The following is a 25,917-nucleotide window of genomic DNA, read 5'->3' as shown; positions in this document are numbered from 1 at the left end:
CGATGCGCCATCAGCTCAGCCTGGAACAGCTTCGCATCTTCGTCGCGGCCGCCGAGCGTCAGCATATGACGCGGGCGGCGGAGGCGCTGAATCTGGCGCAATCGGCGGTCAGCGGTGCGATCGCCAATCTGGAGCAGCGCTATGGCACGAAACTGTTCCATCGCGTCGGGCGCGGCATCGCGCTGACGGAAGCGGGCGGGCTGTTCCTGCCCGAGGCGCAGGCGGTACTGGCCCGCGCGGAACGGGCGGAGCTGGTCCTGTCGGAACTGGGCGATCTGAAGCGCGGCACGCTGACGGTGCAGGCGAGCCAGACCATCGCGAGCTATTGGCTGCCGCGCTTCCTGGTTCAATTCCGGCAGGCGCATCCTGGCGTGGAGATCAAACTCTCCATCGGCAATACCGCGCAGGTGGCTGCGGCCGTGCATGAGGGCACGGCGGAATTGGGCTTCATCGAAGGGGCGATCAACGATCCGGCGCTGATTGCGGAGGAGGTGGCGCGCGACCAGCTGGTGACCCTCGTCTCGCCCAATCACCCCTGGCTGAGTGCCGAGAGCCTGACGCTGGATCAGCTGGCGGATGGCCCCTGGGTCTTGCGGGAGCAGGGGTCCGGCACGCGCTCGGCTTTCGAGGCTGCCATGAGCAGTTTCGGCATCTTTTCAGGATCGTTGAAGGTGTTGCTGGAACTGCCGTCGAACGAAGCGGTGCGCGCGGCGGTGGAGGCCGGGCTGGGGGCAACCGCGCTGTCCGCCTCCGTGGCCGCGCCGAGCCTTGAGGCCGGGTTGCTGCAGACGGTCGACCTGAAATTGCCGGACCGGCCCTTCTATGTATTGCGCCGGACGGAACGTTATTTGAGCCGCGCGGCGGAAGCGCTGATCACGATCATCGACGGCACGGCAAGGCGCAGTCTGCCGTAAGGTGCCATCCCTTTGCATTGACGGCATCGAGGCATCGGCTCAAATTGAGTGCATGATCGTAATGGAATCACAAAGACATCAGGTCGAAAGCGCCGATAATGCTACTCAGCGCTTGTTCAACCTTGCAATTTTCCCAGTGTCAGCAGGGGCCGTTGGCGCCGAGCTTGTGACTGTCGCCACGATGGTCCTGCGTTTCGACCATGCGAATACAGCTGGGCTTTGGGCGGGTATCGCTTGCGCAGCCGCAGCTCTCGTTTTTCAGATTGCCACGCGAAAGAGCTAGTGACCTCCCGAATGCTGGTCCCACAGGGTCTTGGTGACGCCGACTGGGGGATCGTGGATCTTTTATCCATCGGGATCGGCGTCCTCGTCCTTATGGTTTTTCTGGCCACACGAAAAAAATGCCGAACCATGCAGGGCGTCACGGCTCTGCTCGCGTCCGGCATTTCTCTTGGCCCCTTACTGCTTATCCTGGCCGACCCTTTTGCCCAGTTGTTGGGTTTTCGCGGCCTGCTTGAGGCTGCACTGGCGCAAGGCCGCGTCACCCTCTGGTGGGCGGCCGCCGTTGCTACGCTTTATGTCGTTCGGGGCCTGTTCTAGCTCTCTCCCCGGTTGCCGCCCAAAGACTGATGGTTAGGGCCGAATCAGCGGCACATGCGGCGCGGCGTCTTCGGACAGATCGCCGGTCAAGCGCGGATCGGGCGATAGTTCGACCTGGAAAGCGAAAGGCGTGAAGCCTGAGCTTTTGTAAAAGGCGACGGCTGCCGGATGGTCGAAGGTGCAAGTATGCACCCAGAAACGCGCGATCTGCTGCGACCAGGCGCGCTCGATCGCCACATTCATCATTGTCCGGCCCAGTTTTTGTCCCGTGAGCCCTGGTGCGAGGCCGAAGAACGCCAGTTCGCAGACGCCCGCCTCCCGGAAATCGAGTTCAAGAATACCGACATCGCGATTTGCCTGCCTGAGCACCAGGATATCGACACGCGGATCGTTCAGGATCTCTGCCAGCTCAGTGTCCGGCATGACCAGCCTGGAACACCAAAGCCAGGCCTCGCCGACCGTGCGGAACAAAGCGCGATAGGCCGCGAGGTCCGAGCGGTCGAGTGCCACCAGATGCAGATCGGGCGGGAATGGCGGCGCTGCCTGCAGTGCAGGGCGCGCCAGCATTTCCAGACAGGTCACGACATTGGCGATCTGGCCCGGCGGGACAGAGGAATAGCCCAGCGGCAGGGCGGTATTGCTATCCATGAGATCGGTCAGGTCCTGAAAGGTGATTGGCCAGGTTGGGTTTTGGCCTATTTTCCCTGGAAAGCGGGTTTCCGCTTCTCGGTAAAGGCGGCCATGCCTTCCTTCTGATCTTCCGTCGCGAAGGCTGCATGGAAGATGCGGCGCTCCTGCCTTATGCCTTGCGCCAGCGGCGTCTCATAAGCCGCATTGACCAGTTCCTTCGCCAGCTGAACGGCGACCGGCGGCAGCGTCGCGATTTTGGCGGCGACCGCACGCGCTTCGTCCAAAAGCTTGTCGGCCGGCACGACGCGGCTGACGAGACCGGCGCGCTCAGCCTCTTCAGCGCCGATCATGCGGGCGGTGAGGATCATTTCCATGGCCTTCGCCTTGCCGACCGCGCGCGGCAGGCGCTGCGTGCCACCCGCGCCGGGCGGAATGCCCAGCGTGATTTCCGGCTGGGAGAAGCGCGCGGTATCAGCGGCCAGGATGATGTCGCACATCATCGCAAGCTCGCACCCGCCGCCGAGCGCATAGCCGGCGACGGCGGCGATGACCGGCTTGCGGCATCGCGTGACCACCTCCCAGTTGCGGGTGATGAAATCCTCCGCGACCGCTTCGGCGAAGGTTTTGGTCGCCATGTCCTTGATATCGGCGCCGGCGGCGAAAGCCTTGTCCGATCCGGTCAGGATGATGGCATGGATGCTGCGATCGGCGTCCAGCGCCGGGATGACGGCCGATAGCTCGTCCATCATCTGACCGTTCAGCGCATTGAGCGCGGCCGGGCGATTGAGGCGAATGGTCGCGTAACCATCCTCCCGCTCCAGGATAAGGCAGGTCAGCTCCATTGCGAGGTCCATGCGTCCGGTCCTTTCCATCTTTATCGCCGACAGCGCGCCGTTTTTACCCTTTTTCCCACATGGCGCTTGGTTGACACGCCGATGGTCGAGGGGCAGCCTGCCGGTTCTATGTTCGGACTTTAAGCCATCTGGTAAAAATGGCGAAGCCGGGCGAGACGAGACGAAGGGATAGAGTGATGGCCAACAACGATAATGAGAATGGGCCGAAGCGCCTGCGCAGCCGCCGTTGGTTCGACAATCCTCATGATCCCGGCATGACCGCGCTCTATCTGGAGCGCTATATGAATTTCGGCCTGACGCGGGCCGAGCTGCAATCCGACAAGCCGATCATCGGTATCGCGCAGACGGGGTCCGATCTGTCCCCCTGCAACCGTCACCATCTCGACCTCGCCCATCGCGTGCGCGACGGCATCCGCGAAGCGGGCGGTGTGCCGCTGGAATTTCCCTGCCACCCCATTCAGGAAACCGGCAAGCGGCCGACCGCCGCGCTGGACCGCAACCTCGCCTATCTCAGCCTGGTCGAAGTGCTGCACGGCTATCCGCTGGACGGCGTGGTGCTGACGGCCGGCTGCGACAAGACGACCCCCGCTTTGCTGATGGGCGCGGCGACGGTGAATATCCCCTCGATCGTGCTCTCCGGCGGGCCGATGCTGGACGGCTGGTTCAAGGGCAAGCTCGCCGGTTCCGGCACCGTCGTCTGGCATGCACGAAAACTCTATGCCGAAGGCGAGATCGGCTACGAGGAATATATGGAGATGGTCTCGGCCTCCGCGCCCTCCATCGGCCATTGCAATACGATGGGTACGGCGAGTTCGATGAACGCGCTGGCCGAAGCGCTCGGCATGTCCCTGCCGGGCTGTGCCGCCATTCCCGCCCCTTATCGGGAGCGCGGGCAGATTTCCTACGAGACCGGGCGGCGGATCGTGCAGATGGTGCATGAAAACCTGCGCCCGTCCGACATCATGACCAAGACGGCCTTCGACAATGCGGTGGTGGCGGCGGCGGCGCTGGGCGCCTCGTCCAATTGCCCGATCAGCATGATCGCCATCGCCCGCCATATGGGCGTCGATCACAGTCTGGAAGACTGGCAGCGCCTGGGGCCGGAGATTCCGCTGCTGGTCGATATGCAGCCGGCGGGCCGTTTCCTGGGCGAATCCTTCCATCGCGCCGGCGGCGTGCCGGCGGTGATGAAGGAACTGCTGGCCAAGGGGAAGATCGACGGTTCGGCGCTGACCGTCACCGGCAAGTCGATCGCCGAAAATCTGGCCGGGACCGAGGACGGCGACCGTGAGGTGATCCGCGCCTATGACGCGCCGCTGAAGGATCATGCCGGCTATGTCGTGCTGTCCGGCAATATCTTCGAGACCGCCGTCATGAAGACCAGCGTTATCGACGCGGAATTCCGCAGCCGTTTCCTGAGCAACCCCGACCATCCCAATGTCTTCCTCGGCAAGGCCGTGATCTTCGAAGGGCCGGAAGATTATCATGAGCGGATCGAGGACCCGGATCTGGGCGTCGATGAGGATACCGTCCTCATCATCCGCAATGTCGGCCCGGTCGGCTATCCGGGCAGCGCCGAGGTCGTGAACATGCAGCCGCCGGCCGTGCTGCTGAAGCGCGGCGTCAATGCCCTGCCGACGATGGGTGACGGCCGCCAGTCCGGGACGTCCGGCAGTCCGTCGATCCTCAATATTTCCCCGGAAGCGGCCGTCGGCGGCAACCTGGCGCTGTTGAAGAACGGCGACCGCATCAGCATCGACCTCAATGCCCGTCGCGTCGATGTGCTGATTTCGGACGAGGAAATGGCGACGCGCCGCGCGGCCTATACGCCGCCGGTGCTCGACAACAAGACGCCCTGGGAAGAGATCTATCGCAGCATGGTCGGCCAGATGGGGACCGGCGCCTGTCTGGAGCCGGCGACGCAATATCTGAACGTCCTGGAAACCCGCGGCGAGTCGCGCAACAATCATTAGGCGCGGCCGAGGCTATCGTTGAATTCGGCCATGCATTGGCCTAAATTGATCGTCTATCCGGCACGCCCGTAGGCGGGTTTCTATATTCAAGCCCCTGGACCCACCGGTTCAGGGGCTTTATCGTTTCGAATATGATCCGTTCTGTAGTGATGATCGATGGCGGCCATCTGCGTGTGCTCGCCCGGAAAAACAAGCGGATCTACGATCCCGTCTTCATCGAAAAATTGGCCCATGCCTGCGCCGATCCGACGCAGGAAGCGCTTCTCAGAATCCTGTACTATGATTGTGCGCCCTATGTCGGGCAGGCCCGTTTGCCCGTCTCCGGTGCCATGGTGCAGTTTACGGGCTCAGGCGACTGGCTGAGGGATCTCGCCCGCCGCGACCTGTTTGCGGTTCGCGAGGGCGTGCTGAAATTCAGAGGGTTCAAGCCCAAGCGTGTTCCAATCTCTCCCGCCGCGCTGTCGGATGATGACTTCAGGCCCGACTTCGAGCAAAAGGGCGTCGATATGCGCATCGGTCTCGACATCGCGACCTATTCCGATGAGCGTCTGACGGACCGGATCATTCTGATCACCGGGGACACGGATTGTATCCCTGCCATGAAGCACGGACGAAAGTCAGGGATACAGATGGTTTTGATCAGCCTTCCCGGCCAGCGGCTGGCCCCGGAACTCTTTGAGCATGCCGATTTCAAGCGGACGATAGCCTGGCCGGTGTGATCTGATCGTGTCTCCGCTTTTTTTGCTGATCCTCGTCACCAGCCTGCTGCGCCTTCTGCTCGGGTCGCTCATGGGTCTCGGGATTGACGAGACCTATATGGTGGCGGCCAGCCACCATCTTGAACTCTCCTATTTCGATCATCCGCCGATCGCCTGGTGGCTGACCCATGCCGCGATGTGGGTCACAGGGTCGGATGCGCCGGTCGTCGCGCGGCTGCCCTTCATCCTGCTGTTCGCGCTCTCGACCTGGCTGATGGCCCGGATCACGACGGCATTGTTTCACGATAAACAGGCCGGGTTCTGGGCTGCGCTGCTGATGAACTTGTCGCCGGTCTATGGGCTGACGGCAGGCGGCTGGGTGCTGCCGGACGGGCCGCTGGACTGCGCGTTGCTCGGCTTTCTGTGGTTCTCGCTTCGTGCCACTGCCGTGATTCCCGGCGGCGGGCGCTGGGGGAACTGGCTGGGCGCCGGTCTTTGCGCCGGTCTTGCGATGCTGTCGAAATACAATGGCGCGCTGGTTTTGATTGGCCTGCCGCTATTCCTGGTGACCGCGCCCAAGGCGCGCGTCTGGCTGATGCGCCCGCAGCCCTGGATCGCCGGTCTGCTCGCCGTGCTGTTTTTCCTGCCGGTGGTGATCTGGAACCAGCAGCACCACTGGGCGTCTTTCGCATTCCAAGGCGACCGGGCCGGCGGCTTGCGCTTTCAGCCCTTCGCGCCTTTCGGGGTCTGGGCGGGCGAGGCCTTGTTCGTGTTGCCCTGGATCTGGGTGCCGCTGATCCTGCTGTGGCTGCGCGCCTTGCGGCGCGGGCCGTCCGAACCGCGCGGCTGGCTGCTGGCTCTTTTCGCCGCGACGCCGGTTCTGCTGTTCGCCGTCGTCTCCATCTGGTCCTCCCGCCATATTCTGTACCACTGGTCGGCGCCCGGCACGTTGATGCTGTTTCCGCTGCTGGGTGCCGAGGTCGCGCGCAGATTGCAGGCGGGTGCGCCGAGATTGCGCCGCGTCATTCTGGGCACGGTTGCGCTCGTCCTCGTCGCGCTTGCGCTGGTCGGGACCGAGATGCGCTTCAACTGGCTGACGGCCGCCTTCGGTCCCGGCATTCTGGGCAAAGGTACCGATGTCGCGGGCGGCGTGGATTGGAACGACCTTGCCCCCCAACTCGCCGCGCGCGGGCTGCTGAGCACGCCCAATCTCGTTGTTGCCGTCACCCGCTGGAACGATGCCGGGAAGGTTGACTACGCATTGGGCGGCCGCTTTCCGGTGACGGTGCTGGCGGACGATACGCGCGAATACGGCATCGTGGCACCGGCCGACCATTTCCTTGGCCGACCGATGCTGCTGCTGACGCCGGACAATCACCAGTCCTATATCCTCGCGCGCTTCGCGCCGCTTTTTGACAAGTTGATGGTTCTACCGCCCGTGACATTGCGTTTCGGCGGTTATCCTTTCATGACCCTGTCCGTGTTGGCCGGAACGGGCTTTCGCGGCCTGTCGCCGGCGGATGTAAAATAAGGCAACACGATATCGTTGACGTGCAGTTGGTCGTTGCTGGTATGGGCAATGACGCCTAATCCTTCGCCTGAGACGGAGCATGACGTGGATACCGATATGGCAGAGCTGCCGAACAAGACGAACAAACCTTCCCGCGCCGAAGCCGAAGAGGCTGTCCGCGTCTTGCTGCGCTGGGCCGGCGATGATCCGACGCGCGAAGGATTGCTGGATACGCCGGGCCGCGTCACCCGCGCCTATGAGCAGTATTTCGGCGGTTACGACATCGACCCTTACGCCGTTCTGAACCGCACTTTCTCGGAAACGGAAGGCTATGACGAGATCGTGCTGCTGCGCGACATCCGTTTCGAGAGCTGCTGCGAGCATCACATGGCGCCGATCATCGGCCGTGCCCATGTCGCCTATCTGCCGCGCAACCGCGTCGTCGGCATCAGCAAGCTGGCCCGTGTTGTCGACGCCTATGCGCGCCGGCTGCAGATTCAGGAAAAGATGACGTCGCAGATCGCCAATACGCTGGACGAAGTCTTGCAGCCGCATGGTGTTGCCGTCGTGATCGAAGCGACGCATCAATGCATGACGACGCGCGGTGTTCATCGCCCCGGCACCAGCCTGGTGACGAGCCGCATGCTAGGCGCTTTCCGCGACAATCCGACGACGCGACGCGAGCTTCTGGCGATCCTGCAGCGTCCGGGTATCGGCGCTGCCGCCGAAGGTTAGTCCGACGTCAGCAGGCGCGCCCGGCTATGGCGCGCCTCAGCCCTCGTTCCGCGCCGCCGCGGCGCGCTGAAGCTTTTCGAAAATTGATGGGTCACTCTGACCGGCGGTGAGGTCGAGGGCGCTTTTACCCTCGGCATCGGTCAGTGTCGGGTCGGCCCCCGCTTCCAGCAATAGATCGATCATCGCCAGCCGGCCGAACATGGTGGCGAACATCAGCGGCGTGCGGCCCATATTGTTCGGCGCATCGACATCGGCCCCGGCGGCAATCAACTGCCGCGCAATCTCGGCCTCATCCTTGAAGGCGACCCCGGCCAGAGCGGTCGCACCCTTACCGTCCCTGGCATCGACGGCGGCGCCGGATTTGAGCAGAAGGGCGACGGCCTCGGCCTGGCCGTTATAGGAGGCGAGGATGATCGGCGGAAAACCACGCGCATCCGGCCGGTTGGGGTCGGCGCCCTGACGCAGAAACTCGGCCAGCAATTCCAGTTGGCCGTCCCGCGCCGCACCGTAATACAGCAGCTCCACCTGATCAGGCGTGAGGGTGGTGGGGCCCTTGGGCGTCTGTCCAGACGGGTCGCTCATGGATCTGCTGCTCCTGCAGTCGGGACGGGGTGGAGATTGCTTTCCCCGATTTCCAGAATTTCGACGCGATCCCCGACCGCGATCTGACCGACGCCGTCCGGGATCAGGTTCTGTCCGAACATGACACCGCCTGGCGCCCGCCGCATACGGCCGAGCGTCTTCAACGGCTCTGTCTTGTCCGGTCGTTCCCCGGTTTCCTGATCGACCGTCGTCACGATACAGCGCGAGCAGGGTTTGACGATGCGGAAGGTGACGCTGCCGATGCGAATGCGGCGCCAGCGGTCCTCCTCCCAGGCGGTGCTGCCGCTGATCACGATATTCGGACGAAACCGCGCCATAGGAATGCTGTGCGCCATGGCGGCATTCAAAGCATCGAGCGAGGCGGTATTGGCGAGAAGGACCGGAAAGCCGTCATTGAAGGCCGTGCGATCGTCCGGTCGGCTGTAATCGGGATCGACCGAGCGCACGGACGTATCCGCGAGATAGACCAGCCCGCAGGGAATGCCGAGCGCCGCACTCAGCCAATCGGCCGCCGTCTCCCCGGCGTCGAGCGCCGGTACCTCATCCCGCCAGACGGTCACGTGCCGGTGCTGCGCCCCGGCAGCGGGGACGGTGATCGCCAGATCGTCGCGCGCGCCGGTACTGAGGCGAAGCCCGTCATCGGTCGCCTTCGCCCGGATGCGCGCCATGGCCGGGATCTCCCGCTGGGTCAGAAAGCGCCCATCGGGCTTCACGACCATCCAGCGACGATCGCGCAGCAACCCCCAGGGCTCGACCTCGGTCGCGCGAACGGAGCCGCCCTGCAGGGCTTTGACCGGATAGACGCAGATATCCGCGACGACCACGTCGCTCGTCATGGTTTCACCTGACGTCAGGGGGCGAGTTCGGGCACGCGGTCATAGATCGCCTGTGTCAGCGCCTCCCGCCGGGCGAGAAGGCTGCGGTACCAGGCAATGCGCGCGGCCACGCCATAGGCGTCCATGCGCGTCTGAGCGACGGATTTGCGTGCGGCGTTGCCGATAGTGGCGCCAAGGCCCGGGGCGGTCACCAGCCGGATGATCTTCTCGTACAGATCGGACTCGCTGCGGAAGATCAGACCGGTCACCCCATCCTCGATGGAATTCTCATAGACCGTGGGACTGGCGAGCGGCACCACGCGCGCCGAGGCAGCTTCGATGAATTTGAGGTCCGACTTGGCGCGGTTGAAGGCGCTGTCCAGCAGCGGGATGAAACTGATCTCGGACTGGGCCAGCAGGCCCATATAGGTGCGATGATCGCAGATCGGGGTGAAGGTCTTGTACGGCGTCTCCAGCGCATCGAAGAAGGCCTGATCGTGGACGACCTGGAAACGAAGCTCCGGTCCCAGCACCGATGCCGCCGCATTGAGCGTCGCCATGTAAGGCTGCCAGTCTACGGTGCGATTGATGGCGCCGAAGAACAGGGTCACGGCTTCCGGGGTCGCAAAATTCGCGATCGGCGGCAATTCGGAGATGCCGTTGAGGAAGACGGCGACTTCGGGATTCTGCTGGCGCAGCGCTTCGGCCAGGATTTCGGTACTGGTCTGCACGGCATGGGCGGCACGGAAATTCATCAAACTGGGGTCGCGCAGCTCGGGCATGAAATCCGGCAGGTCGTCGAATTCCGTGACCACCAGAAAACCCTTCTGCATCAGGTGGCGGAAGACCTTGGCGCCCTCCTCGCCCAGTAGAAGCGGGCGATGCAGGATGCAGACGGCCGGCTGATGCTCGTTCGGGGCAGGGAAGCTGTCGATGTCACCGATCTGCACGGAGATGGAGGGGTCTGTCTTCAAAGCCCGCAGCGGATAGACGACGCGGATATCGCTGACGGCGCCGAAGGGCTTCAGCATGGTCGACCGAACGGCGATGGGCTGCGTCGGGGATTTGCGGGCCCGCCAGACGAATTGGACCGGCGCGCTGCGCGACAGGAACGTGTCCCGCGACAGGCCCATGGCGGGCAGCACGTCTTTCAACAGATCCGCCGCCGCTTCCGCGCCCTTATTGTCGAAGATGCGCGGTGTCACGTCGCAGGCTTGCAACCCGGTGGCGACGAGCGCCTTCTCCATCGTGGCGAGCGTGAACCAGCGCAGATGCGTGCGGTCCAATACGCCCTGGTCCTCGTAATCGAACGAACCGTTGATCAGTCGCAGCGGCACGCTCCAATGCGCGGCATTGGGCACGCAGATGACCATGACGCCGCGCGGGCTGAGAAGGGCTGCATGTTCGCGCATGACCCGCCAGGGGTCGCGCAGATGTTCCAGCACATCGCCATAGACAATGCAGTCGTAGCCGCCCGGCACTTCGAACGGCAGGGGATCGCGTTCGATATCGATACAGGCGACTTCGTTGAGGCGGCCGGCCGCCACCTTGACGGCCTCGGGCATGAAATCGATGCCAAGCACGCGGGCGCGCGGATTGCGCAGCCGATAGGCAGCCCCCAAAGCGCCCTTGTGGCAACCGATATCCAGCACGACGTCAGCGTCGAGAGGGATGCGGTCAAGCAGGTCTGGATTATAGACGTCCGGGTAATCGGGAGCGGACGTCAGATTGCGCGATAGGCCCAAGTCTATCCTCCCGTGGTTGAGGCAAATTGCTCAACCCTTTTTCCGTCAAGATCATGAACCGCTTATGTTGCAGTGCATGATAAACCTGCATAGGTGCTTCGCCGCGAGCCACATTTGCAGCATCCGATACGGCGCGCAAATTTTGGCACCGTCACAATGCCAGGAGGCGTCATGAGCGCCCACCCCCCATACTCTGCCAGTTCATCAGGTTTCCATAAAACAAAAGTGACAGCTATTCCCGGGGACGGTATCGGCCCCGAGGTCATGGGGGCCGTTCAGCGCATCCTGGCCAAGGCCGGCGCCGAGATTGAATGGGAAGAGGCGGAAGCGGGTGCGGAAGTCTTCAAGCGCGGTATTGCCACCGGCGCCCCGCAGGAGACGCTTGATTCCATCGCCCGCACCGGCATCGTGCTGAAAGGCCCGCTGGAAACCCCGGTCGGCTACGGCGAGAAATCCGCCAACGTGACCTTGCGCAAGTTCTTCGAGCTTTACGGCAATATTCGCCCGGTGCGCGAATTGCCCGGCATCAGGACCCCCTTCTCCGGCCGGGGGATCGACATGGTCATCGTGCGCGAGAATGTCGAGGATCTCTATACCGGCATCGAGCATATGCAGACGGCGGGTGCCGCGCAGTGCCTGAAACTCATTACGGAACCGGGGTCGGAGCGTATCCTGCGGCTGGCGGCGGCGCTGACGCTGGCGGAGGGGCGGAAAAAGCTCACCTGCGCCACCAAGGCCAATATCATGAAATTCACTGAAGGCATGATGAAGCGCGTCTTCGAGCGCATCATGCCGGAATACCCCGAGCTTGAACCCGCCCATATGATCATCGACAATTGCGCGCATCAGATGGTCATCGCGCCTGAACAGTTCGATGTCGTCGTTGCGACCAATATGAATGGCGACATCATTTCCGACCTGGCGGCCGGTCTGGTCGGCGGCCTGGGCGTGGCGCCTTCCTCCAATATCGGCGATCACGCGGCGATGTTCGAGGCAGTGCATGGATCGGCGCCGCAGATCGCGGGCCGCGACCTTGCCAATCCCAATGCCCTGCTGCTCTCCGCCATCATGATGCTGCGCCATATCGGCGATTTCACAGCGGCCGAAAAGGTCGAGCAGGCTTTGCTCGTCACCCTTGAGGAGGGCCGGAATCTGACCGGCGATATCGCGCCCAAGGGGACTGGCGTCGGGACCAAGGCCTATACCGATCAGCTGATCGCCAATCTGGGCCGCAGCAGCGGTTATGCGTCTCGGGCCTATCGGCCGCTGACCTTGCCAGTCTGGCCGGAGGGCGTCTGGCATCACCCGCCGCAGGACCGGCAGGTGATGGGCGTCGATATCTTTATCGAGACCGGGGCGGAGCCGCCGGCTTTGGCGGCGTCCCTGCAATCGGCCGCCGAGGGCAGCGGGTTGACGCTGAAGATGATCGAGAACCGGGGCGTGCAGGTCTGGCCGGCGCATTCCGGCAAGCCCTTCCTGGTCGATCTGTTCCGCTGCCGCTTCATGCTGGATGCGCCGCGCGAGACTGCGGATGGTGCCATCGCCCAGTTGCTGGCAGCTGTCGGCGCGCGCCATCACTGGATGCATGTCGAGAAGCTGCAGCGTTTCGACGGCAAGGACGGCTATACGAAGGCCCAGGGCGAGACCTGACGCTCGCGTCGCCTGCGCTGTCCCTTCACTGTCGCCCGCGGGCTCGTCCCGCGGGTCTACCCGCCAGGGCGCTATGACAGCGTTTGGGCGCCAGGCCGGGTAGGTGCGCGCAACGCGTGCGCGCATGACGATTGCTTAGAGTTTGTCTGATTTTAACTGAAGCTTGTCCCTAATATCGTCATGCCCGGCCCCAGAGCCGGGCATCCATTCGTTGGGGCGCCCAAGGACTGGATGACCGGGTCAAGCCCGGCCATGACGGGGCAAGGGGTCGTTTCCACCTAAACCTGACAGACTCTAAGGGCGCGTGCGCGCATGACAGCGTTTGGGGCGATTCAAGCGTGGCGCGTGGACGATCGTTCCATGCGCACGCGGCGGAGGTCAGTCGGTTCCGTCCAGACCCGGCGGGTTACGGCGCGGGCCATCCAGATCCCGACCATGCGATACTGTCCGTCGATCAGGGCGCGGACCCGGCGCATTTCATAGGATGAGCCTTCATAGGCGGTGAGCCGCGGCTGGGCCGGCGCCGTCAGCCTGGCGACGAAGCCTTCGACCGCCGCGCCGGGCTGACGCACGACGGAGGCGTAGCGCGCGTTCCAACCGCCGATATGGACGCGCGCATAGCCGCCCAGGCGGGCCGGGCGCAGACTCAGCCCGAGGCGCGGGTCACCCGCGATCTGGCTGAGAAGGACCGGATCGCGCAGCGAGCCATAGAGGAAGATCAGCATAGTGCCGACGCCTCTGATCTAGACAGATATCGAGACGGTCAGTGACCGGAGGCGGCTTGCTCGAAATCCGGGGCTTCGATGCCCGAGGCTTCCAGCTGCGTCACCAGATCCGCCTTCAGGCGTGCCAGCCCGTCCTCGGTCTTCGCTTCCGCGCGCGCGACGAGAACCGATTGCGTATTGGAGGCCCGCAGCAGCCACCAGCCGTCAGCGGTCTTCACGCGCACGCCGTCAGTGTCGGACACCGAGGCGCCGGCGTCCTTCAGCCGTGCCGCCACTTCGCTGATGACCGTGAATTTGCGGACGTCATCGCAATCGAAGCGCAGTTCCGGCGTGTTGATGACCTTGGGCAGAGCCGCATGCATCTCGGCGAGGCTGAGCGGCGACCGCGCGACGATGCCCAGAAGGCGGACAGCCGCGTAGAGCGCATCGTCGAAGCCGAACCACTTGTCAGCGAAGAAGACATGGCCGGACATTTCGGCGGCCAGCGGCGAGCCGGTCTCGGCCATTTTCGCCTTGATGAGGCTATGGCCCGTCTTCCACATCAGCGGCTGGCCACCGGCTGCCGCGATCTCGTCGAACAGAACCTGGCTTGCCTTGACGTCGGAGATGATGATCGCGCCCGGACGGTCGCGCAGCACGTCACGCGCGAAGACGGCCAGCATCTGGTCGCCGAAAAAGACATTGCCGTCGCCGTCGACGGCGCCGATGCGATCGGCGTCGCCGTCAAACGCGATGCCGATATCGGCCTTGCTGCCCTTCACCGCCGCGATAAGCGCTTCAAGGTTCTTCGGCACGGTCGGGTCAGGGTGATGGTTCGGGAAATGGCCGTCGATATCGCCGAACAGGATCTGATGCTCACCCGGCAGATGGCGGACCAGCTTCTGCAGCACCTCGCCGGCGGCGCCATTGCCATTGTCCCAGACGATCTTGAGCTTCTGGTCGCCGCCGTCCCAGTCTTTGACGATGCGCGCGACATAGTCGTCGGACAGATCTACGGTCTCAGCATGGCCCTGGCCCTCGGCGACGACGTCGCCGGCCGCGGCCAGACGGCCGAGTTCCAGAATATCCTGACCGAAGAAGGGCTTCTTGCCGATCATCATCTTGAAGCCGTTATATTCGGGCGGATTGTGGCTGCCCGTGACCATGATCGCGCCGTCAGTGCCGCGGGTGAAGGCGGCGAAATAGAGCAGCGGCGTCGGACCAAGCCCGACGCGCAGCACATGGACGCCCGAAGCCTTGATCCCGTCGACCAGCGCTTTCTCAAGCTGCGGCGAATGGGTGCGGCCGTCATAGCCCACCGCGACCGTCGACCCACCCTTGCGCGCGATCATGCTGCCGAAGGTGCGGCCGATGGCGAAGCCATCCGCCTCGGTCAAGGTCTTACCGACGACCCCGCGAATATCGTATTCGCGGAGCGACGTCGGGTTGAAGGCGTGGGAGAATGACATCGAGCGTCCTTGAGCCAGTTAGCCAGTATATTTCTTGAGGAAGGCCCGCACTTCGGGCGCGAGATCCGGCCGCGCGAGGCTGAAGGCGATCTGCGCTTCCAGGAAGCCGACCTTGTCGCCGCAATCAAAGCGTTCGCCCTCGAAGCGAAGACCATGGAAGGGAGAATGACCGATCATTTTAGCCATGGCGTCGGTCAGCTGCACTTCATTGCCGGCGCCGCGCTCCATCTTCGTCAGATGGCCGATGACTTCGGGCAGGAGCACATAGCGGCCGATGATGGAGAGATTGGAGGGCGCCACTTCCGGCTTGGGCTTCTCGACAAGACCCGTCACTTCGACAAGTTTGCCGTCATCCTGGCCGGTTTTGAGAATACCGTAACGGTTGGTCTGGTCGCGCGGCACTTCGACCACGGCGACGACACTGCCTTCGGTCTCCTTATAGGCCTGGGCGAGCTGCGTCATGCAGGGCGTCTGCGACAAGACCAGATCATCCGGCAGCAGGATGGCGAAGGGATCGTCGCCGATGAAGGTGCGGGCGCACCAGATGGCGTGGCCCAGACCCATCGGCTCCTGCTGGCGGACGGTGCTGATCGAGCCCGGCTGCAGACGGTCACGATGAAGCTGCTCCAGCGCTTCCAGCTTGCCGCGCTCGCGCAGCGTCGCTTCGAGTTCGTAGGAAACATCGAAATGATCGATGAGCGCTGTCTTGCCGCGGCCGGACACCATGCAGAACTGTTCGATGCCCGCGGCGCGGGCTTCGTCGACCGCGTATTGGATGAGCGGACGGTCGACGACGGTCAGCATTTCCTTGGGCATGGACTTGGTCGCTGGCAGGAAGCGCGTGCCAAGACCGGCAACGGGAAGTACCGCTTTTTTCAACGGTTTGGCAGACATCGGATACCCCTAAGCGAGAGAGTTTAGGACCAAAGTAGGACGCGATACCAAACGAGAAAGCAACCGCTCAGCCCGTGCAAAACGATGACTTTTCTCGCAATAACGGCTGATCGACTGAAATTTAGGACGTGTTTACTAAATCCCAAGTCTTGGGTCTGACGATTTCGGGCTGATCCAGCGCAAAATCGTCACACCAAGGCTCTTAATTCCGAGACCGATTCAGACCTTGGCTCGGACTGGCCCAAGGTCATCCGGCTTTAGCGGCGCGAATTCGCGTCGGCCGCGGCCACGGCGCTGATATTGATAATAGCGCGTGCGGTCGCTGTCGGCACGAGAATGTGTATCGGTTTGGCCATGCCGAGCAGCAGCGGGCCGACCTGCAGGCCGTCGCCTGACGCCTTGATCAGATTGAAGGCGATGTTGGCGGCGTCGAGCGTCGGGAAGACCAGAAGATTGGCCGTGCCCGTGAGGGTACTGCCGCTGATGGCGCTGGCGCGGGTGGCTTCCGCGAGCGCTGCATCGGCCTGCATTTCGCCGTCGACTTCCAGATCCGGCAGCCGTTCCCGGATCAGGGCCAGAGCGCGACGCATCTTGCGGGCCGATTCCGAATTGCTCGACCCGAAGGAGGAGTGGGAGAGCAGCGCGACCTTGGGCGTGATGCCGAAGGCGGAGACGGCCTCGGCCGCAAGCTCCGTCATCTCGGCGATCTGCTCGGTCGTCGGATCCACATTCATATGCGTGTCGCAGAAGAACAGCGCGCCTTCCTGCAGAATGACGGCCGTCATGGCGTAGATGCGCGACGCACTGGCGCGGCGGGGAATGATGGGCAGCGCATATTGCAGATGCCGCCACCAATCGCCGTAGCCGCCGCAAATGGCGCCGTCGGCCACACCTTCCGAGACCATGAGCGATGCGCAGACGGTGGAATGGCTGCGGACGAGGATTTCGGCCGCGTCGGGCCGCACGCCGCGCCGTCCGGCGACCGCCTTGTATTTCGCCAGGAGCGGGGCGAAGACCTCAGTATCGATCGCGGGATCGTAGATGGTGACGGCGCTGTTGAGATCGAGGCGCAGGCCCATCTCACGCACCTTGCGTTCGATGGCGGGGCGCGACCCGAGCAGGATCGGCCTGGCAATGCCGTCATCGACCACGGTCTGCACCGCGCGCAGCACGCGCTCATCCTCACCCGCGCCATAGACGATGCTGCGCAGGTTTTGCTGGGCGGCGGCGAAGACCGGGCGCATGAGCTGGCCGGAGCGATAGGTGAAGCGCTCCAACTCGCGCTTATATTGACCGAAATCCGTGATCGGGAAGCGCGCCACGCCGCTGGCATGGGCCGCGCGGGCGACGGCCGGGGCAATTTCCAGGATCAGCCGGGGATCGAAGGGTTTGGGGATGATATAGTCCGGCCCGAAAATCGGCGCGGACCCGCCATAGGCCGCGACCACCGTCTCGCTCGCTTCGATGCGGGCAAGGCCGGCGAGCGCTTCCACCGCCGCCTGCTTCATCTCCTCATTGATGGTCGTCGCCCCGCAATCGAGCGCGCCGCGGAAGATGAAGGGAAAGCAGAGGACATTATTGACCTGGTTCGCATAATCGCTGCGTCCGGTTCCCATGATCGCGTCCGGCCGCACTTCCCGCACGATTTCGGGTAGGATTTCGGGCTCGGGATTGGCGAGCGCCATGATCACCGGGCGCGGGGCGAGCTTGCTCAGCCATTCGCGCTTGAGCACGCGCGGAGCGGAGAGGCCGAGGAAAAGATCCGCGCCCTCCAGCACATCTTCCAGCGTGCGGGCTGCGATGTCCTTGGCGTAGCGCGCGAGATTGGGGCCCATGTTATTGCGGCCGCGATGCACGACGCCTTCGATATCGGTGAGGAAGACGTTTTCTTCGCGAAGCCCCATGGTGACGAGCAGATCGATACAGGCGAGTGCCGCCGCACCCGCGCCCGAGGTCACGACCTTGATCTCGGAAAGCTGCTTGCCCTGCAGCACGAGGCCGTTGGTGACGGCGGCGGCGACCGTGATGGCGGTGCCGTGCTGATCGTCATGGAAAACCGGGATATTCATCCGCGCGCGGAGATCGGCTTCGATCTTGAAGCATTCCGGCGCCTTGATGTCTTCGAGATTTATGGCGCCGAAGGTCGGCTCCAGCGCGGCGACGATGTCGCAGAAGCGGTCGGGGTCGGCGGCATCGACCTCGATATCGAAGACGTCGATGCCGGCGAATTTCTTGAAAAGGACCGCCTTGCCTTCCATCACCGGCTTGGAGGCGAGCGCGCCGATATTGCCCAGGCCCAGCACGGCGCTGCCGTTGGAGATGACGCCGACCAGATTGCCGCGCGCGGTATAGAGTTTGGCGTCATCCGGGTCGGCGGCGATGGCCTGACAGGCGGCGGCGACGCCGGGGGAATAGGCGAGTGCCAGATCGCGCTGGGTTGCCATGCGCTTGGTCGGCTCGATGGCGAGCTTACCTGGACGCGGATAGCGGTGGTAGTCGAGCGCGGCTTTGCGGAGATTATCGTCCATTGCTTCCCCCTGATGCGCCTTTTTAGCGCCGGTCTTGGGAGGCTATAAGACCAAGATGAGAGGGCCGATGCAACGGCAGTTCCCGGACAAATGTCCGGGAATCAAAGGCTTAAATTTTAGAGAGAAAAAGTATGGTGCGGTCGAGAAGACTCGAACTTCCACGGGGTTGCCCCCACAAGCACCTCAAGCTTGCGCGTCTACCATTCCGCCACGACCGCATCGTGGGTGCCGGGATATAGCCAATGATTGAGACGGCAGCAATCGACGATTTGCCATCTGATGCACGCATAGATGTGGCATCAGATGCGCGTGTGCTGTGGGAGATCGCGGAAGGGCTGACCGCCTATCCGGATGCTTTGGCCCGCATGGAGGCTTCGGTACGGGCCATTCGTGCGGGTGAGCAGTCTGAGCAGGTCTGGTTTGTGGAGCATCCGCCGCTTTACACGGCCGGCAGCTCGGCCCGGCCCGAGGATCTGCAGCAACCGGATCGTTTTCCGACTTTCCCGGCCGGGCGCGGTGGCCAATGGACCTATCACGGTCCCGGCCAGCGGGTGGCCTATGTCATGCTCGACCTGGACCGCCCGCACGGCATCGTCCCGGCCCGCGATCTGCGCGCCTATGTTCAGGGGCTGGAGGAATGGCTGATCCGGACGCTGGATCGCTTCAATATCCGCGGCGAGCGACGGCCGGGCCGTGTCGGCATCTGGATCGCGGACAAGGCCGCCGGCACCGAGGCCAAGATCGGGGCCATCGGCGTGCGCGTGACGCGCTGGGTGACCTGGCATGGCATATCCCTCAATCTGGAACCGCAGCTTGACCACTTCGAAGGCATTGTTCCTTGCGGCATCCGCGAGTATGGGGTGACAAGCCTTCATGCGCTCGGGATAATCGTCAGCATGGCCGAACTTGATGCGGCCCTGGCGGCGAGTTGGATGGAAGTCTTCGGCAGTCCGCTGAAAAGGGGCTGACGAGGGTGCCTCGGCTGTTTTAAGCGGGGCGGAACTTTGAGCGTCTTCGGAAGAAGACGGGTGCTGAGGTTACGGCGAGGGCCGGCCTGTGCCCGTCGCATTGATGGGAACCTGGGATGGCCTCGGCGGCCGAGCAACTTGCGGCAAATTTGAATTTCGGAACCTTTTCGAAGGCAACCGAACTCAAGAAGCGGATTTGGTTCACCCTCGGGGCGTTGATCGTCTTCCGCCTGGGCACCTATATCCCGGTTCCTGGTGTCGATCCGGCGGTCATGAGCCAGCTCATGACCCAGAACGGCGGCGGCATCCTGGGCATGTTCGACATGTTCTCGGGTGGCGCGCTCGGTCGTATGACCGTCTTCGCGCTGAACATCATGCCTTATATCTCTGCCAGCATCATCATTCAGCTGATGTCTTCCGCCATTCCGACGCTGGAAGCGATGAAGAAGGAAGGCGAGAGCGGCCGGCGCCGCCTGAACCAATATACCCGCTACCTCACCGCCATCATCGCGATCTTCCAAAGCTACGGCATCGCGGTCGGGCTGGAGAGCATGCGCGGCAGCATCGGTGCGGCCGTGGTCGACCCCGGCATGTTCTTCCGCTTCACCTGCGTCGTCACGCTGGTCGGCGGTACCATGTTCCTGATGTGGATCGGCGAGCAGATCACCGCGCGGGGCATCGGCAACGGCTCCTCGCTCATCATCTTCGCGGGTATCGTCGCGAACCTGCCGAGCGCGCTGGTTCACCTGCTTGAACTCGGCAAAACCGGCGCGCTGTCGCCGATCTTCGTGCTGGCCTTCATCATCGGCGCCATCGTCATCATCGGCTTCGTGGTGTTCATGGAGCGCGCGCAGCGCCGCATCATCATCCAATATCCGAAACGCCAGGTCGGCCAACGAGTCTATGGTGGCGAATCGAGCCATATGCCGCTGAAGATCAATACGGCCGGCGTCATTCCGCCGATTTTCGCGAGCTCCATCCTGCTGATCCCGGCGACCGTCATCGGCTTCGCCCATGCCGGCGGAAAAGGCCCGGCCTGGCTGCAATGGCTGGCGGGTTCCCTCGCCCACGGTCAGCCGGTCTATATGATCCTCTATGCCGCGATGATCATCTTCTTCTCCTATTTCTATACGGCGGTGGTGTTTAACCCCGAGGAGACGGCGACCAATCTGAAGAAGCAGGGCGGTTTCATCCCGGGCATCCGTCCGGGCAGCAACACGGCATCCTATTTCGACCGTATCCTGACCCGCCTGACGACCGTCGGTGCGCTGTACCTCGTCGTCGTCTGCCTGGTGCCGGAATGGCTCATCGGCCATTTCAGCCTGCCCTTCTATTTTGGCGGGACAAGCCTGCTGATTATTGTCTCCGTCACTATGGACACGGTGACCCAAATCCAGTCCCATCTGATCGCGCATCAATATGAAGGCCTGATCAAAAGGGGCCGTGGGCGCGGGAGGGGCCGATGAATATCATTCTTCTGGGGCCGCCGGGGGCCGGCAAAGGCACCCAGGCCAAGGGGTTGCAGAGCCGTCACGGCATTGCCCAGATTTCGACCGGCGACATGCTGCGGTCCGAAGTCGCGGCCGGCACCGATATCGGCCTGCGCGCCAAGGAGATCATGGATCAAGGTGGCCTCGTCTCCGACGATATCATCGTCGCCATGCTGGCCACTCGCATCGAAAAGCCCGACTGCGCCCATGGCTTCATTCTGGACGGCTTTCCGCGCACCGTGCCCCAGGCCGAGGCGCTGGACGTGATGCTGGCGAAGCGCGGCACGCCGATCACAGCCGTGATCGAGCTGCGCGTGAATGACGAGGTGCTGATCGAGCGCATCGCCGGTCGCTTCTCCTGCGCGAATTGCGGGGCGAGCTACCATGACGAGTTCAAGCACCCGAAGCTTGAAGGCACCTGTGATATCTGTGGCGCGCATGACTTCATCCGCCGCCCGGACGACAAGCGGGAAGTCGTAACAGCCCGGCTTGAGGCGTACAACCGCCAGACCGCGCCGCTGCTGCCCTATTACACGGCGCAGGACCGTCTGGTCGTCGTCGACGGTCTCGCTGAGATTGACGAGGTTGCTGGCAAGATCGAGACCGCTTTGGAGACCCTGTCCCAGCACAGAGTCTCCCATGTGCTCACGCAAAGTTGATCTACAGCGGTTGACTCGCAGTTAGGGGCGGCGCTATTCCGCTCCTCCACCGATCGAGGGCAGGGGTCCTGGTCGGTACTTTTTCTCGGCCATATCCGGGACGACCAGCTGAACGCCCGAGCGTTCGGCGCTTGAGGAGTGTGAAGCGTGGCGCGTATTGCCGGGGTGAACATCCCGACCAACAAGCGGGTGGTCATCAGTCTGCGTTATATTTACGGCATTGGTCCGACCAACGCCGTGCAAATTTGCGAGCGGTTGGGCATTGCCGCCGACCGTCGTGTGAACCAGCTGTCTGACGACGAAGTTCTCCGCATCCGTGAGCTGATCGACCGGGAATTCCGGGTCGAGGGCGATCTGCGGCGTGAAGTGTCGATGAACATCAAGCGTCTGATGGATCTCGGTTGCTATCGCGGTCTGCGTCATCGTCGTGGCCTCCCGGTTCGTGGCCAGCGCACCCACACCAATGCCCGCACCCGCAAGGGCAAGGCCGTGGCGATCGCCGGTAAGAAGAAGGTGACCCGCTAAGGGGTTTACCCCCAGCGTTTCACCTTGCGTTGGAAATTTTTGCGACGCTTTGGCCGCCCGGTTATGCCGCGGCGGCCACGTCATCAGTGACAGGATTGATCTATGGCGAAGCCCGCCGCTTCTTCTCGCCCGCGTAAAAAAGAGCGCAAGAACATCAGCTCCGGCGTGGCGCATGTTGCCGCGACCTTCAACAACACCGTGGTGACCATCACCGACGCGCAGGGCAATACCATTGCCTGGTCTTCGGCTGGCGCCCAGGGTTTCAAGGGTAGCCGCAAGTCCACCCCGTACGCGGCGCAGATGGCGGCGGAAGACGCGGGCCGCAAGGCGCGTGACCACGGCATGGAAACCCTCGAGATCGAGGTGAGCGGCCCCGGTTCCGGCCGCGAGAGCGCGCTGCGTGCCCTGCAGACCGTTGGCTTCTCGGTCAGCTCCATCCGGGACACCACGGCTGTTCCGCATAATGGTTGCCGCCCGCGCAAGCGCCGCCGCGTCTGACGGATCGTAAGCCGTCCTGTTGCCGGACAATACCGGCCCTCTCCGTCTGATGTGGTGAGGGCCCGGCGCCCGGCTTGTTCTTTTATGAGGCGAACGTGGTATTGCAGAGAAATTGGGAATCGCTGATCAAACCCGAGAAGCTCGAAGTCGAGCCGGGTAACGATCCCTCCTGCGTGGCCACCGTTGTGGCGGAGCCGCTGGAGCGTGGCTTTGGCATGACGCTCGGCAACGCTATCCGCCGCGTCCTGCTGTCTTCCTTGCAGGGTGCCGCTGTAACGGCCGTGCAGATCGACGGCGTGCTGCATGAATTCAGCACGGTCCCCGGCGTCCGCGAGGACGTGACCGACATCGTGCTGAACGTGAAGCAGCTTGCGCTGCGTATGCATGGCGAAGGCCCGAAGCGTATGATGCTGTCGGCCACCGGCCCCGGCGAAGTGCGCGCCGAGCAGATTCAGGCCGGCCATGACATCGAGATCATGAACCCCGACCTCGTCATCTGCACGCTGGACGAAGGCGTGAAGCTTGGCATGGAGTTCACGGTCAATATCGGCAAGGGCTATGTCGCGGCCTCCGCGAACCGTCCGGAAGATGCGCCGATCGGTCTGATCCCGGTCGATTCCATCTACTCGCCGGTGCGGCGCGTGTCCTACAAGGTGGAGCCGACCCGCGTGGGTCAGGTCACCGACTATGACAAGCTGCTGCTGACGGTCGAGACCAACGGCGCCGTGACCCCGGAAGATTCCGTGGCGCTCGCCGCCCGCATCCTGCAGGACCAGCTTCAGCTGTTCATCAACTTCGATGAGCCGCAGCAGCTTCGCCTGGAAGAGCAGCAGGACGACCTGCCGTTCAACCGCAACCTGCTCCGTAAGGTCGATGAGCTCGAACTCTCCGTCCGTAGCGCCAACTGCCTGAAGAACGACAATATCGTCTATATCGGCGATCTCGTTCAGAAGAGTGAGCAGGAGATGCTGCGTACGCCGAACTTCGGCCGCAAGTCGCTGAACGAAATTAAAGAAGTGCTGACCGCTATGGGTCTCGCGCTGGGCATGAACGTCCAGGGCTGGCCGCCTGAGAATATCGAAGACCTCGCCCGCCGGCTCGAAGAGCCGTTCTGACGCACGGCTTCCCCCTAACCGCGTTTTGACAATCAGCACGCACAGGTCAAAGGACTGAAACCATGCGTCACGGCGTTTCTGGGCGAAAGCTCAGCGTTACCTCTACCCATCGCGCAGCCATGTTCCGCAACATGGCGGTTGCACTGATCAAGCACGAGCAGATCACCACGACCCTGCCCAAGGCGAAGGAGCTGCGGCCGGTCGCCGAGAAGCTCGTGACCCTCGGCAAGCGCGGCGATCTGCATGCGCGCCGTCAGGCCTATGCCCAGCTGCGCGACGACACCATCGTCACGAAGCTGTTCGAGGCGCTGGCCGATCGTTACAAGGCCCGCGCCGGTGGTTACACCCGCGTGCTGAAGGCCGGCATCCGCTACGGCGATGCCGCTCCGATGGCGATCATCGAATTCGTTGATCGTGACCCTTCCGCCAAGGGCCAGGACAGCGGCCCGAAGCCGGACGTCGCGACCGACGGCGAAGGTTTCGGCGGCGAGGAATAATCCTCACCCGACCAGATCAGGTTGTGAAAAGGGGGTAGGCCGAGAGGCCTGCCCCCTTTGTCTTTGCCGCCCTAGATTATTGTTTTTGCGAGCATCTTCACCCGACCAGATGATTCCTTCTGTCCGGGATCTGCTTTAGCGTTTGTCTGATTTTAACTGAAGCTTGTCCCTAATATCGTCATGCCCGGCCCCAGAGCCGGGCATCCATTCGTTGGGGCGCCCAAGGACTGGATGACCGGGTCAAGCCCGGCCATGACGGGGCAAGGGGTCGTTTCCACCTAAACCTGACGGACTCTAGCCCTATGGGCAGCGAACAATCGGATCTTGCCATGTCCCTCGACAGACGTCGCTTCGTTCAAACTGCGGGATTGGCAGGCTTGGCGGCGCTGACGCCCGGTCTGGCATCGGCCGAGACCGATACCGCTTTCCCGGCGGGGTTCATCTGGGGCGCGGCAACGGCCGCCTATCAGGTAGAAGGCGCCTGGAATCTGGACGGCAAGGGCGAGTCGATCTGGGATCGCTTTACGCACAAGCCCGGCCATATCAAGAACGGCGATACCGGTGACGTCGCATGCGACAGCTATCATCGCTACCCGGAAGATATTGCGCTTGCGCGCCGGATGAACATGAAGAGCTATCGCCTGTCCCTGTCTTGGCCGCGCATCCAGCCGGACGGACAGGGCGCTGTAAACCAGAAGGGGCTCGATTTTTACAGCCGGCTGATCGACGCATTGCTGGAAGCGGGCATTCGCCCCTTTCCCACGCTCTATCACTGGGATCTGCCGCAGGCTTTGCAGGATAAGGGTGGCTGGCCCAACCGGGATATGGCCGACCGGCTTGCGGATTATGCGACGATCGTCGTGCGCGCGCTTGGGGACCGGGTTCAGGAATGGACCGTGCTGAACGAGCCCAAGACGTTCACGCAATGCGGCTATTGGTATGGTATCCACGCGCCGGGCCTTCGGGATCCGAAGGCATTCTTGCGGGCGACCCACACGGCCAATCTCGCGGTCGGTCAGGCCTATCGCGCCATCAAGGCCGCCCGACCGAATCTTCTGGTCGGCAATGCGATCGATGTCGGGCCTGTCTATGCAGCCAGCCAAGCCCAAGCCGATATCGCGGCGGCCGAGCGGTGGCACAAATTCGCCAATCTCTGGTTCATTCTGCCGGCCCTGACGGGCCATTATCCGGCGGGCGTCCTGCCTGAGGCAGAACAGCTTGCCTTGCTCAACTGGCAGAACGGCGATGAGACGCGTTTGCTGGCCGATCTCGATGTGATCGGCTTGAACTACTATTCGCCTTGGACCGTCGCGGACGCGCCGGGCGGTAACGGCATACCCGGCCTGAATACCAATGCCGAATGGGCGACCGTGCGCGGTGGTGGGGACGGGAAGACGGCCAATGGTTGGGACATCTATCCGCCCGGCTTCTACGATATCCTGACCCAGATGGCCGGTGTGACGGGACAGCGGCCGATCGAGATTACCGAGAACGGTGCGGCCTATAACATGGCGCCGGACGCGCAAGGCGAGGTGAAGGATGCGCCGCGCATCGCCTATATCCGCGCGCATCTGCTGGAACTCCGTCGCGCCATGCAAGCCGGCGTGCCGGTGCGTGGCTATCACTGCTGGAGCCTTCTGGACAATTTCGAATGGGCCGAGGGCTATTCTCAGCGCTTCGGACTGATCTATGTCGATTTCGCGGGCGACCGCCGGCGGACGCTCAAAGACTCGGGCGCTTGGTACGCGAAAGTTGCGGCCCAGAACCGGGTCATATGAGGTAGAGAAGGCGTAACGGTGGGGTGCCGCTGTGGCGCCGTGCCAACACAGCCAGTCTCAGCCAG

24 protein-coding genes and 1 tRNA gene are annotated in these 25,917 nt (G+C 63.1%); 15 read left to right on the top strand and 10 right to left on the bottom strand.

Going from position 1 to position 25,917, the window contains the following annotated elements; genetic code table 11:
• The first annotated feature begins 2 nt into the window (after positions 1 to 2).
• Both ACELLULO517_RS12010 and ACELLULO517_RS12005 read left to right on the top strand, forming a co-directional pair.
• Positions 3 to 914 carry a LysR family transcriptional regulator gene (locus ACELLULO517_RS12010; protein WP_227307602.1) on the top strand — a complete coding sequence of 304 codons (912 nt, stop codon included), beginning with the start codon at positions 3 to 5 and terminating at the stop codon, positions 912 to 914.
• Positions 915 to 1,148: 234 nt separating this feature from the next.
• Positions 1,149 to 1,514 (top strand): hypothetical protein, encoded by a 366-nt coding sequence (locus ACELLULO517_RS12005; RefSeq protein ID WP_227307601.1) that lies wholly within the window; start codon positions 1,149 to 1,151, stop codon positions 1,512 to 1,514.
• A 33-nt stretch (positions 1,515 to 1,547) separates the two neighbouring features.
• Here the strand turns inward: ACELLULO517_RS12005 and ACELLULO517_RS12000 are convergent, their stop codons facing one another.
• Positions 1,548 to 2,162, bottom strand: coding sequence for a GNAT family N-acetyltransferase (locus ACELLULO517_RS12000; protein WP_227307600.1), 615 nt, complete (start codon positions 2,160 to 2,162; stop codon positions 1,548 to 1,550).
• A gap of 47 nt (positions 2,163 to 2,209) precedes the next feature.
• Positions 2,210 to 2,998, bottom strand: coding sequence for an enoyl-CoA hydratase (locus ACELLULO517_RS11995; protein ID WP_227307599.1), 789 nt, complete (start codon positions 2,996 to 2,998; stop codon positions 2,210 to 2,212).
• Between the two features lie 176 nt (positions 2,999 to 3,174).
• Here ACELLULO517_RS11995 and ACELLULO517_RS11990 point away from each other — a divergent pair, with 176 nt between their 5' ends.
• The 4 genes from ACELLULO517_RS11990 (at position 3,175) to folE (ending at position 7,914) form a co-directional block, all read left to right on the top strand.
• Positions 3,175 to 4,971, top strand: a complete 1,797-nt coding sequence (locus ACELLULO517_RS11990; RefSeq protein WP_227307598.1) for an IlvD/Edd family dehydratase — start codon at positions 3,175 to 3,177, stop codon at positions 4,969 to 4,971.
• 131 nt (positions 4,972 to 5,102) lie between these two features.
• The gene (locus tag ACELLULO517_RS11985) at positions 5,103 to 5,690 is read left to right on the top strand and encodes an NYN domain-containing protein (protein ID WP_227307597.1); all 588 of its coding nucleotides are present in this window, start codon (positions 5,103 to 5,105) and stop codon (positions 5,688 to 5,690) included.
• 7 nt (positions 5,691 to 5,697) lie between these two features.
• Positions 5,698 to 7,200, top strand: coding sequence for an ArnT family glycosyltransferase (locus ACELLULO517_RS11980; protein WP_227307596.1), 1,503 nt, complete (start codon positions 5,698 to 5,700; stop codon positions 7,198 to 7,200).
• A gap of 96 nt (positions 7,201 to 7,296) precedes the next feature.
• The gene (folE, locus tag ACELLULO517_RS11975; protein WP_227307695.1) at positions 7,297 to 7,914 is read left to right on the top strand and encodes a GTP cyclohydrolase I FolE; all 618 of its coding nucleotides are present in this window, start codon (positions 7,297 to 7,299) and stop codon (positions 7,912 to 7,914) included.
• A 36-nt stretch (positions 7,915 to 7,950) separates the two neighbouring features.
• Here the strand turns inward: folE and ACELLULO517_RS11970 are convergent, their stop codons facing one another.
• Genes ACELLULO517_RS11970 through ACELLULO517_RS11960 form a run of 3 tightly spaced genes read right to left on the bottom strand, consistent with a single transcriptional unit; the run spans position 7,951 to position 11,077 of the window.
• Positions 7,951 to 8,496 (bottom strand): ankyrin repeat domain-containing protein, encoded by a 546-nt coding sequence (locus tag ACELLULO517_RS11970; RefSeq protein ID WP_227307595.1) that lies wholly within the window; start codon positions 8,494 to 8,496, stop codon positions 7,951 to 7,953.
• Positions 8,493 to 9,353 (bottom strand): MOSC domain-containing protein, encoded by an 861-nt coding sequence (locus ACELLULO517_RS11965; RefSeq protein ID WP_227307594.1) that lies wholly within the window; start codon positions 9,351 to 9,353, stop codon positions 8,493 to 8,495. Before ACELLULO517_RS11965 ends, ACELLULO517_RS11970 begins: the two co-directional genes overlap by 4 nt.
• A gap of 14 nt (positions 9,354 to 9,367) precedes the next feature.
• On the bottom strand, positions 9,368 to 11,077 hold the full coding sequence (locus tag ACELLULO517_RS11960) for a methyltransferase (RefSeq protein ID WP_227307593.1): 1,710 nt from the start codon (positions 11,075 to 11,077) through the stop codon (positions 9,368 to 9,370).
• A gap of 225 nt (positions 11,078 to 11,302) precedes the next feature.
• Here ACELLULO517_RS11960 and ACELLULO517_RS11955 point away from each other — a divergent pair, with 225 nt between their 5' ends.
• On the top strand, positions 11,303 to 12,727 hold the full coding sequence (locus tag ACELLULO517_RS11955; protein ID WP_319796423.1) for an NADP-dependent isocitrate dehydrogenase: 1,425 nt from the start codon (positions 11,303 to 11,305) through the stop codon (positions 12,725 to 12,727).
• 332 nt (positions 12,728 to 13,059) lie between these two features.
• Here the strand turns inward: ACELLULO517_RS11955 and ACELLULO517_RS11950 are convergent, their stop codons facing one another.
• The 5 genes from ACELLULO517_RS11950 to ACELLULO517_RS11930 all read right to left on the bottom strand — a co-directional run bounded on the left by ACELLULO517_RS11950 (position 13,060) and on the right by ACELLULO517_RS11930 (position 18,540).
• Entirely contained in the window at positions 13,060 to 13,452 is a 393-nt protein-coding gene (locus ACELLULO517_RS11950) for a gamma-glutamylcyclotransferase family protein (protein ID WP_227307591.1), read from the bottom strand.
• Between the two features lie 38 nt (positions 13,453 to 13,490).
• Positions 13,491 to 14,900 carry a phosphoglucomutase/phosphomannomutase PgmG gene (gene pgmG / locus ACELLULO517_RS11945; RefSeq protein ID WP_227307590.1) on the bottom strand — a complete coding sequence of 470 codons (1,410 nt, stop codon included), beginning with the start codon at positions 14,898 to 14,900 and terminating at the stop codon, positions 13,491 to 13,493.
• A gap of 18 nt (positions 14,901 to 14,918) precedes the next feature.
• Positions 14,919 to 15,794 (bottom strand): UTP--glucose-1-phosphate uridylyltransferase GalU, encoded by an 876-nt coding sequence (gene galU / locus ACELLULO517_RS11940; protein ID WP_227307589.1) that lies wholly within the window; start codon positions 15,792 to 15,794, stop codon positions 14,919 to 14,921.
• A 257-nt stretch (positions 15,795 to 16,051) separates the two neighbouring features.
• Positions 16,052 to 18,322, bottom strand: a complete 2,271-nt coding sequence (locus tag ACELLULO517_RS11935; RefSeq protein WP_227307588.1) for an NADP-dependent malic enzyme — start codon at positions 18,320 to 18,322, stop codon at positions 16,052 to 16,054.
• A 132-nt stretch (positions 18,323 to 18,454) separates the two neighbouring features.
• Positions 18,455 to 18,540: transfer RNA gene (locus tag ACELLULO517_RS11930), tRNA-Leu, on the bottom strand.
• A gap of 24 nt (positions 18,541 to 18,564) precedes the next feature.
• Between ACELLULO517_RS11930 and lipB the strand changes: the two genes are divergently transcribed.
• From lipB to ACELLULO517_RS11890, 8 genes are all read left to right on the top strand, one after another.
• On the top strand, positions 18,565 to 19,290 hold the full coding sequence (gene lipB, locus ACELLULO517_RS11925) for a lipoyl(octanoyl) transferase LipB (protein ID WP_406566260.1): 726 nt from the start codon (positions 18,565 to 18,567) through the stop codon (positions 19,288 to 19,290).
• 116 nt (positions 19,291 to 19,406) lie between these two features.
• The gene (gene secY, locus ACELLULO517_RS11920) at positions 19,407 to 20,756 is read left to right on the top strand and encodes a preprotein translocase subunit SecY (RefSeq protein WP_227307586.1); all 1,350 of its coding nucleotides are present in this window, start codon (positions 19,407 to 19,409) and stop codon (positions 20,754 to 20,756) included.
• Complete coding sequence (locus ACELLULO517_RS11915; RefSeq protein ID WP_227307585.1) at positions 20,753 to 21,439, top strand: adenylate kinase; 687 nt, start codon at positions 20,753 to 20,755, stop codon at positions 21,437 to 21,439. The genes secY and ACELLULO517_RS11915 overlap by 4 nt, the downstream gene beginning before the upstream one ends.
• Positions 21,440 to 21,586: 147 nt before the next feature.
• Positions 21,587 to 21,964 (top strand): 30S ribosomal protein S13, encoded by a 378-nt coding sequence (gene rpsM, locus ACELLULO517_RS11910; RefSeq protein WP_227307584.1) that lies wholly within the window; start codon positions 21,587 to 21,589, stop codon positions 21,962 to 21,964.
• A gap of 102 nt (positions 21,965 to 22,066) precedes the next feature.
• Positions 22,067 to 22,462 (top strand): 30S ribosomal protein S11, encoded by a 396-nt coding sequence (rpsK, locus tag ACELLULO517_RS11905; RefSeq protein WP_227307583.1) that lies wholly within the window; start codon positions 22,067 to 22,069, stop codon positions 22,460 to 22,462.
• Between the two features lie 95 nt (positions 22,463 to 22,557).
• Entirely contained in the window at positions 22,558 to 23,577 is a 1,020-nt protein-coding gene (locus ACELLULO517_RS11900) for a DNA-directed RNA polymerase subunit alpha (RefSeq protein ID WP_227307582.1), read from the top strand.
• 62 nt (positions 23,578 to 23,639) lie between these two features.
• Positions 23,640 to 24,074, top strand: a complete 435-nt coding sequence (gene rplQ, locus ACELLULO517_RS11895; RefSeq protein ID WP_227307581.1) for a 50S ribosomal protein L17 — start codon at positions 23,640 to 23,642, stop codon at positions 24,072 to 24,074.
• A gap of 329 nt (positions 24,075 to 24,403) precedes the next feature.
• Positions 24,404 to 25,852, top strand: a complete 1,449-nt coding sequence (locus ACELLULO517_RS11890; protein WP_227307580.1) for a GH1 family beta-glucosidase — start codon at positions 24,404 to 24,406, stop codon at positions 25,850 to 25,852.
• Positions 25,853 to 25,917 lie beyond the last annotated feature (65 nt).

The organism is Acidisoma cellulosilyticum (assembly GCF_020621385.1).
Taxonomy (GTDB): domain Bacteria; phylum Pseudomonadota; class Alphaproteobacteria; order Acetobacterales; family Acetobacteraceae; genus Acidisoma; species Acidisoma cellulosilyticum.
This window is presented reverse-complemented; position numbering and strand designations above follow the sequence as displayed.

Excerpts from the sequence above, each read along its gene's own strand:
- rpsK (WP_227307583.1), top strand. The coding sequence starts at position 22,067 with ATGGCGAAGCCCGCCGCTTCTTCTCGCCCGCGTAAAAAAGAGCGCAAG.
- ACELLULO517_RS11935 (WP_227307588.1), bottom strand. The coding sequence starts at position 18,322 with ATGGACGATAATCTCCGCAAAGCCGCGCTCGACTACCACCGCTATCCG.
- pgmG (WP_227307590.1), bottom strand. The coding sequence starts at position 14,900 with ATGTCATTCTCCCACGCCTTCAACCCGACGTCGCTCCGCGAATACGAT.
- lipB (WP_406566260.1), top strand. The coding sequence starts at position 18,565 with ATGATTGAGACGGCAGCAATCGACGATTTGCCATCTGATGCACGCATA.
- ACELLULO517_RS11965 (WP_227307594.1), bottom strand. The coding sequence starts at position 9,353 with ATGACGAGCGACGTGGTCGTCGCGGATATCTGCGTCTATCCGGTCAAA.
- ACELLULO517_RS11950 (WP_227307591.1), bottom strand. The coding sequence starts at position 13,452 with ATGCTGATCTTCCTCTATGGCTCGCTGCGCGATCCGGTCCTTCTCAGC.
- rplQ (WP_227307581.1), top strand. The coding sequence starts at position 23,640 with ATGCGTCACGGCGTTTCTGGGCGAAAGCTCAGCGTTACCTCTACCCAT.
- galU (WP_227307589.1), bottom strand. The coding sequence starts at position 15,794 with ATGTCTGCCAAACCGTTGAAAAAAGCGGTACTTCCCGTTGCCGGTCTT.
- ACELLULO517_RS11970 (WP_227307595.1), bottom strand. The coding sequence starts at position 8,496 with ATGAGCGACCCGTCTGGACAGACGCCCAAGGGCCCCACCACCCTCACG.
- ACELLULO517_RS11990 (WP_227307598.1), top strand. The coding sequence starts at position 3,175 with ATGGCCAACAACGATAATGAGAATGGGCCGAAGCGCCTGCGCAGCCGC.
- ACELLULO517_RS12000 (WP_227307600.1), bottom strand. The coding sequence starts at position 2,162 with ATGGATAGCAATACCGCCCTGCCGCTGGGCTATTCCTCTGTCCCGCCG.
- ACELLULO517_RS11985 (WP_227307597.1), top strand. The coding sequence starts at position 5,103 with ATGATCCGTTCTGTAGTGATGATCGATGGCGGCCATCTGCGTGTGCTC.
- secY (WP_227307586.1), top strand. The coding sequence starts at position 19,407 with ATGGCCTCGGCGGCCGAGCAACTTGCGGCAAATTTGAATTTCGGAACC.
- ACELLULO517_RS11995 (WP_227307599.1), bottom strand. The coding sequence starts at position 2,998 with ATGGACCTCGCAATGGAGCTGACCTGCCTTATCCTGGAGCGGGAGGAT.
- ACELLULO517_RS11915 (WP_227307585.1), top strand. The coding sequence starts at position 20,753 with ATGAATATCATTCTTCTGGGGCCGCCGGGGGCCGGCAAAGGCACCCAG.
- folE (WP_227307695.1), top strand. The coding sequence starts at position 7,297 with ATGGCAGAGCTGCCGAACAAGACGAACAAACCTTCCCGCGCCGAAGCC.
- ACELLULO517_RS12010 (WP_227307602.1), top strand. The coding sequence starts at position 3 with ATGCGCCATCAGCTCAGCCTGGAACAGCTTCGCATCTTCGTCGCGGCC.
- ACELLULO517_RS11890 (WP_227307580.1), top strand. The coding sequence starts at position 24,404 with ATGTCCCTCGACAGACGTCGCTTCGTTCAAACTGCGGGATTGGCAGGC.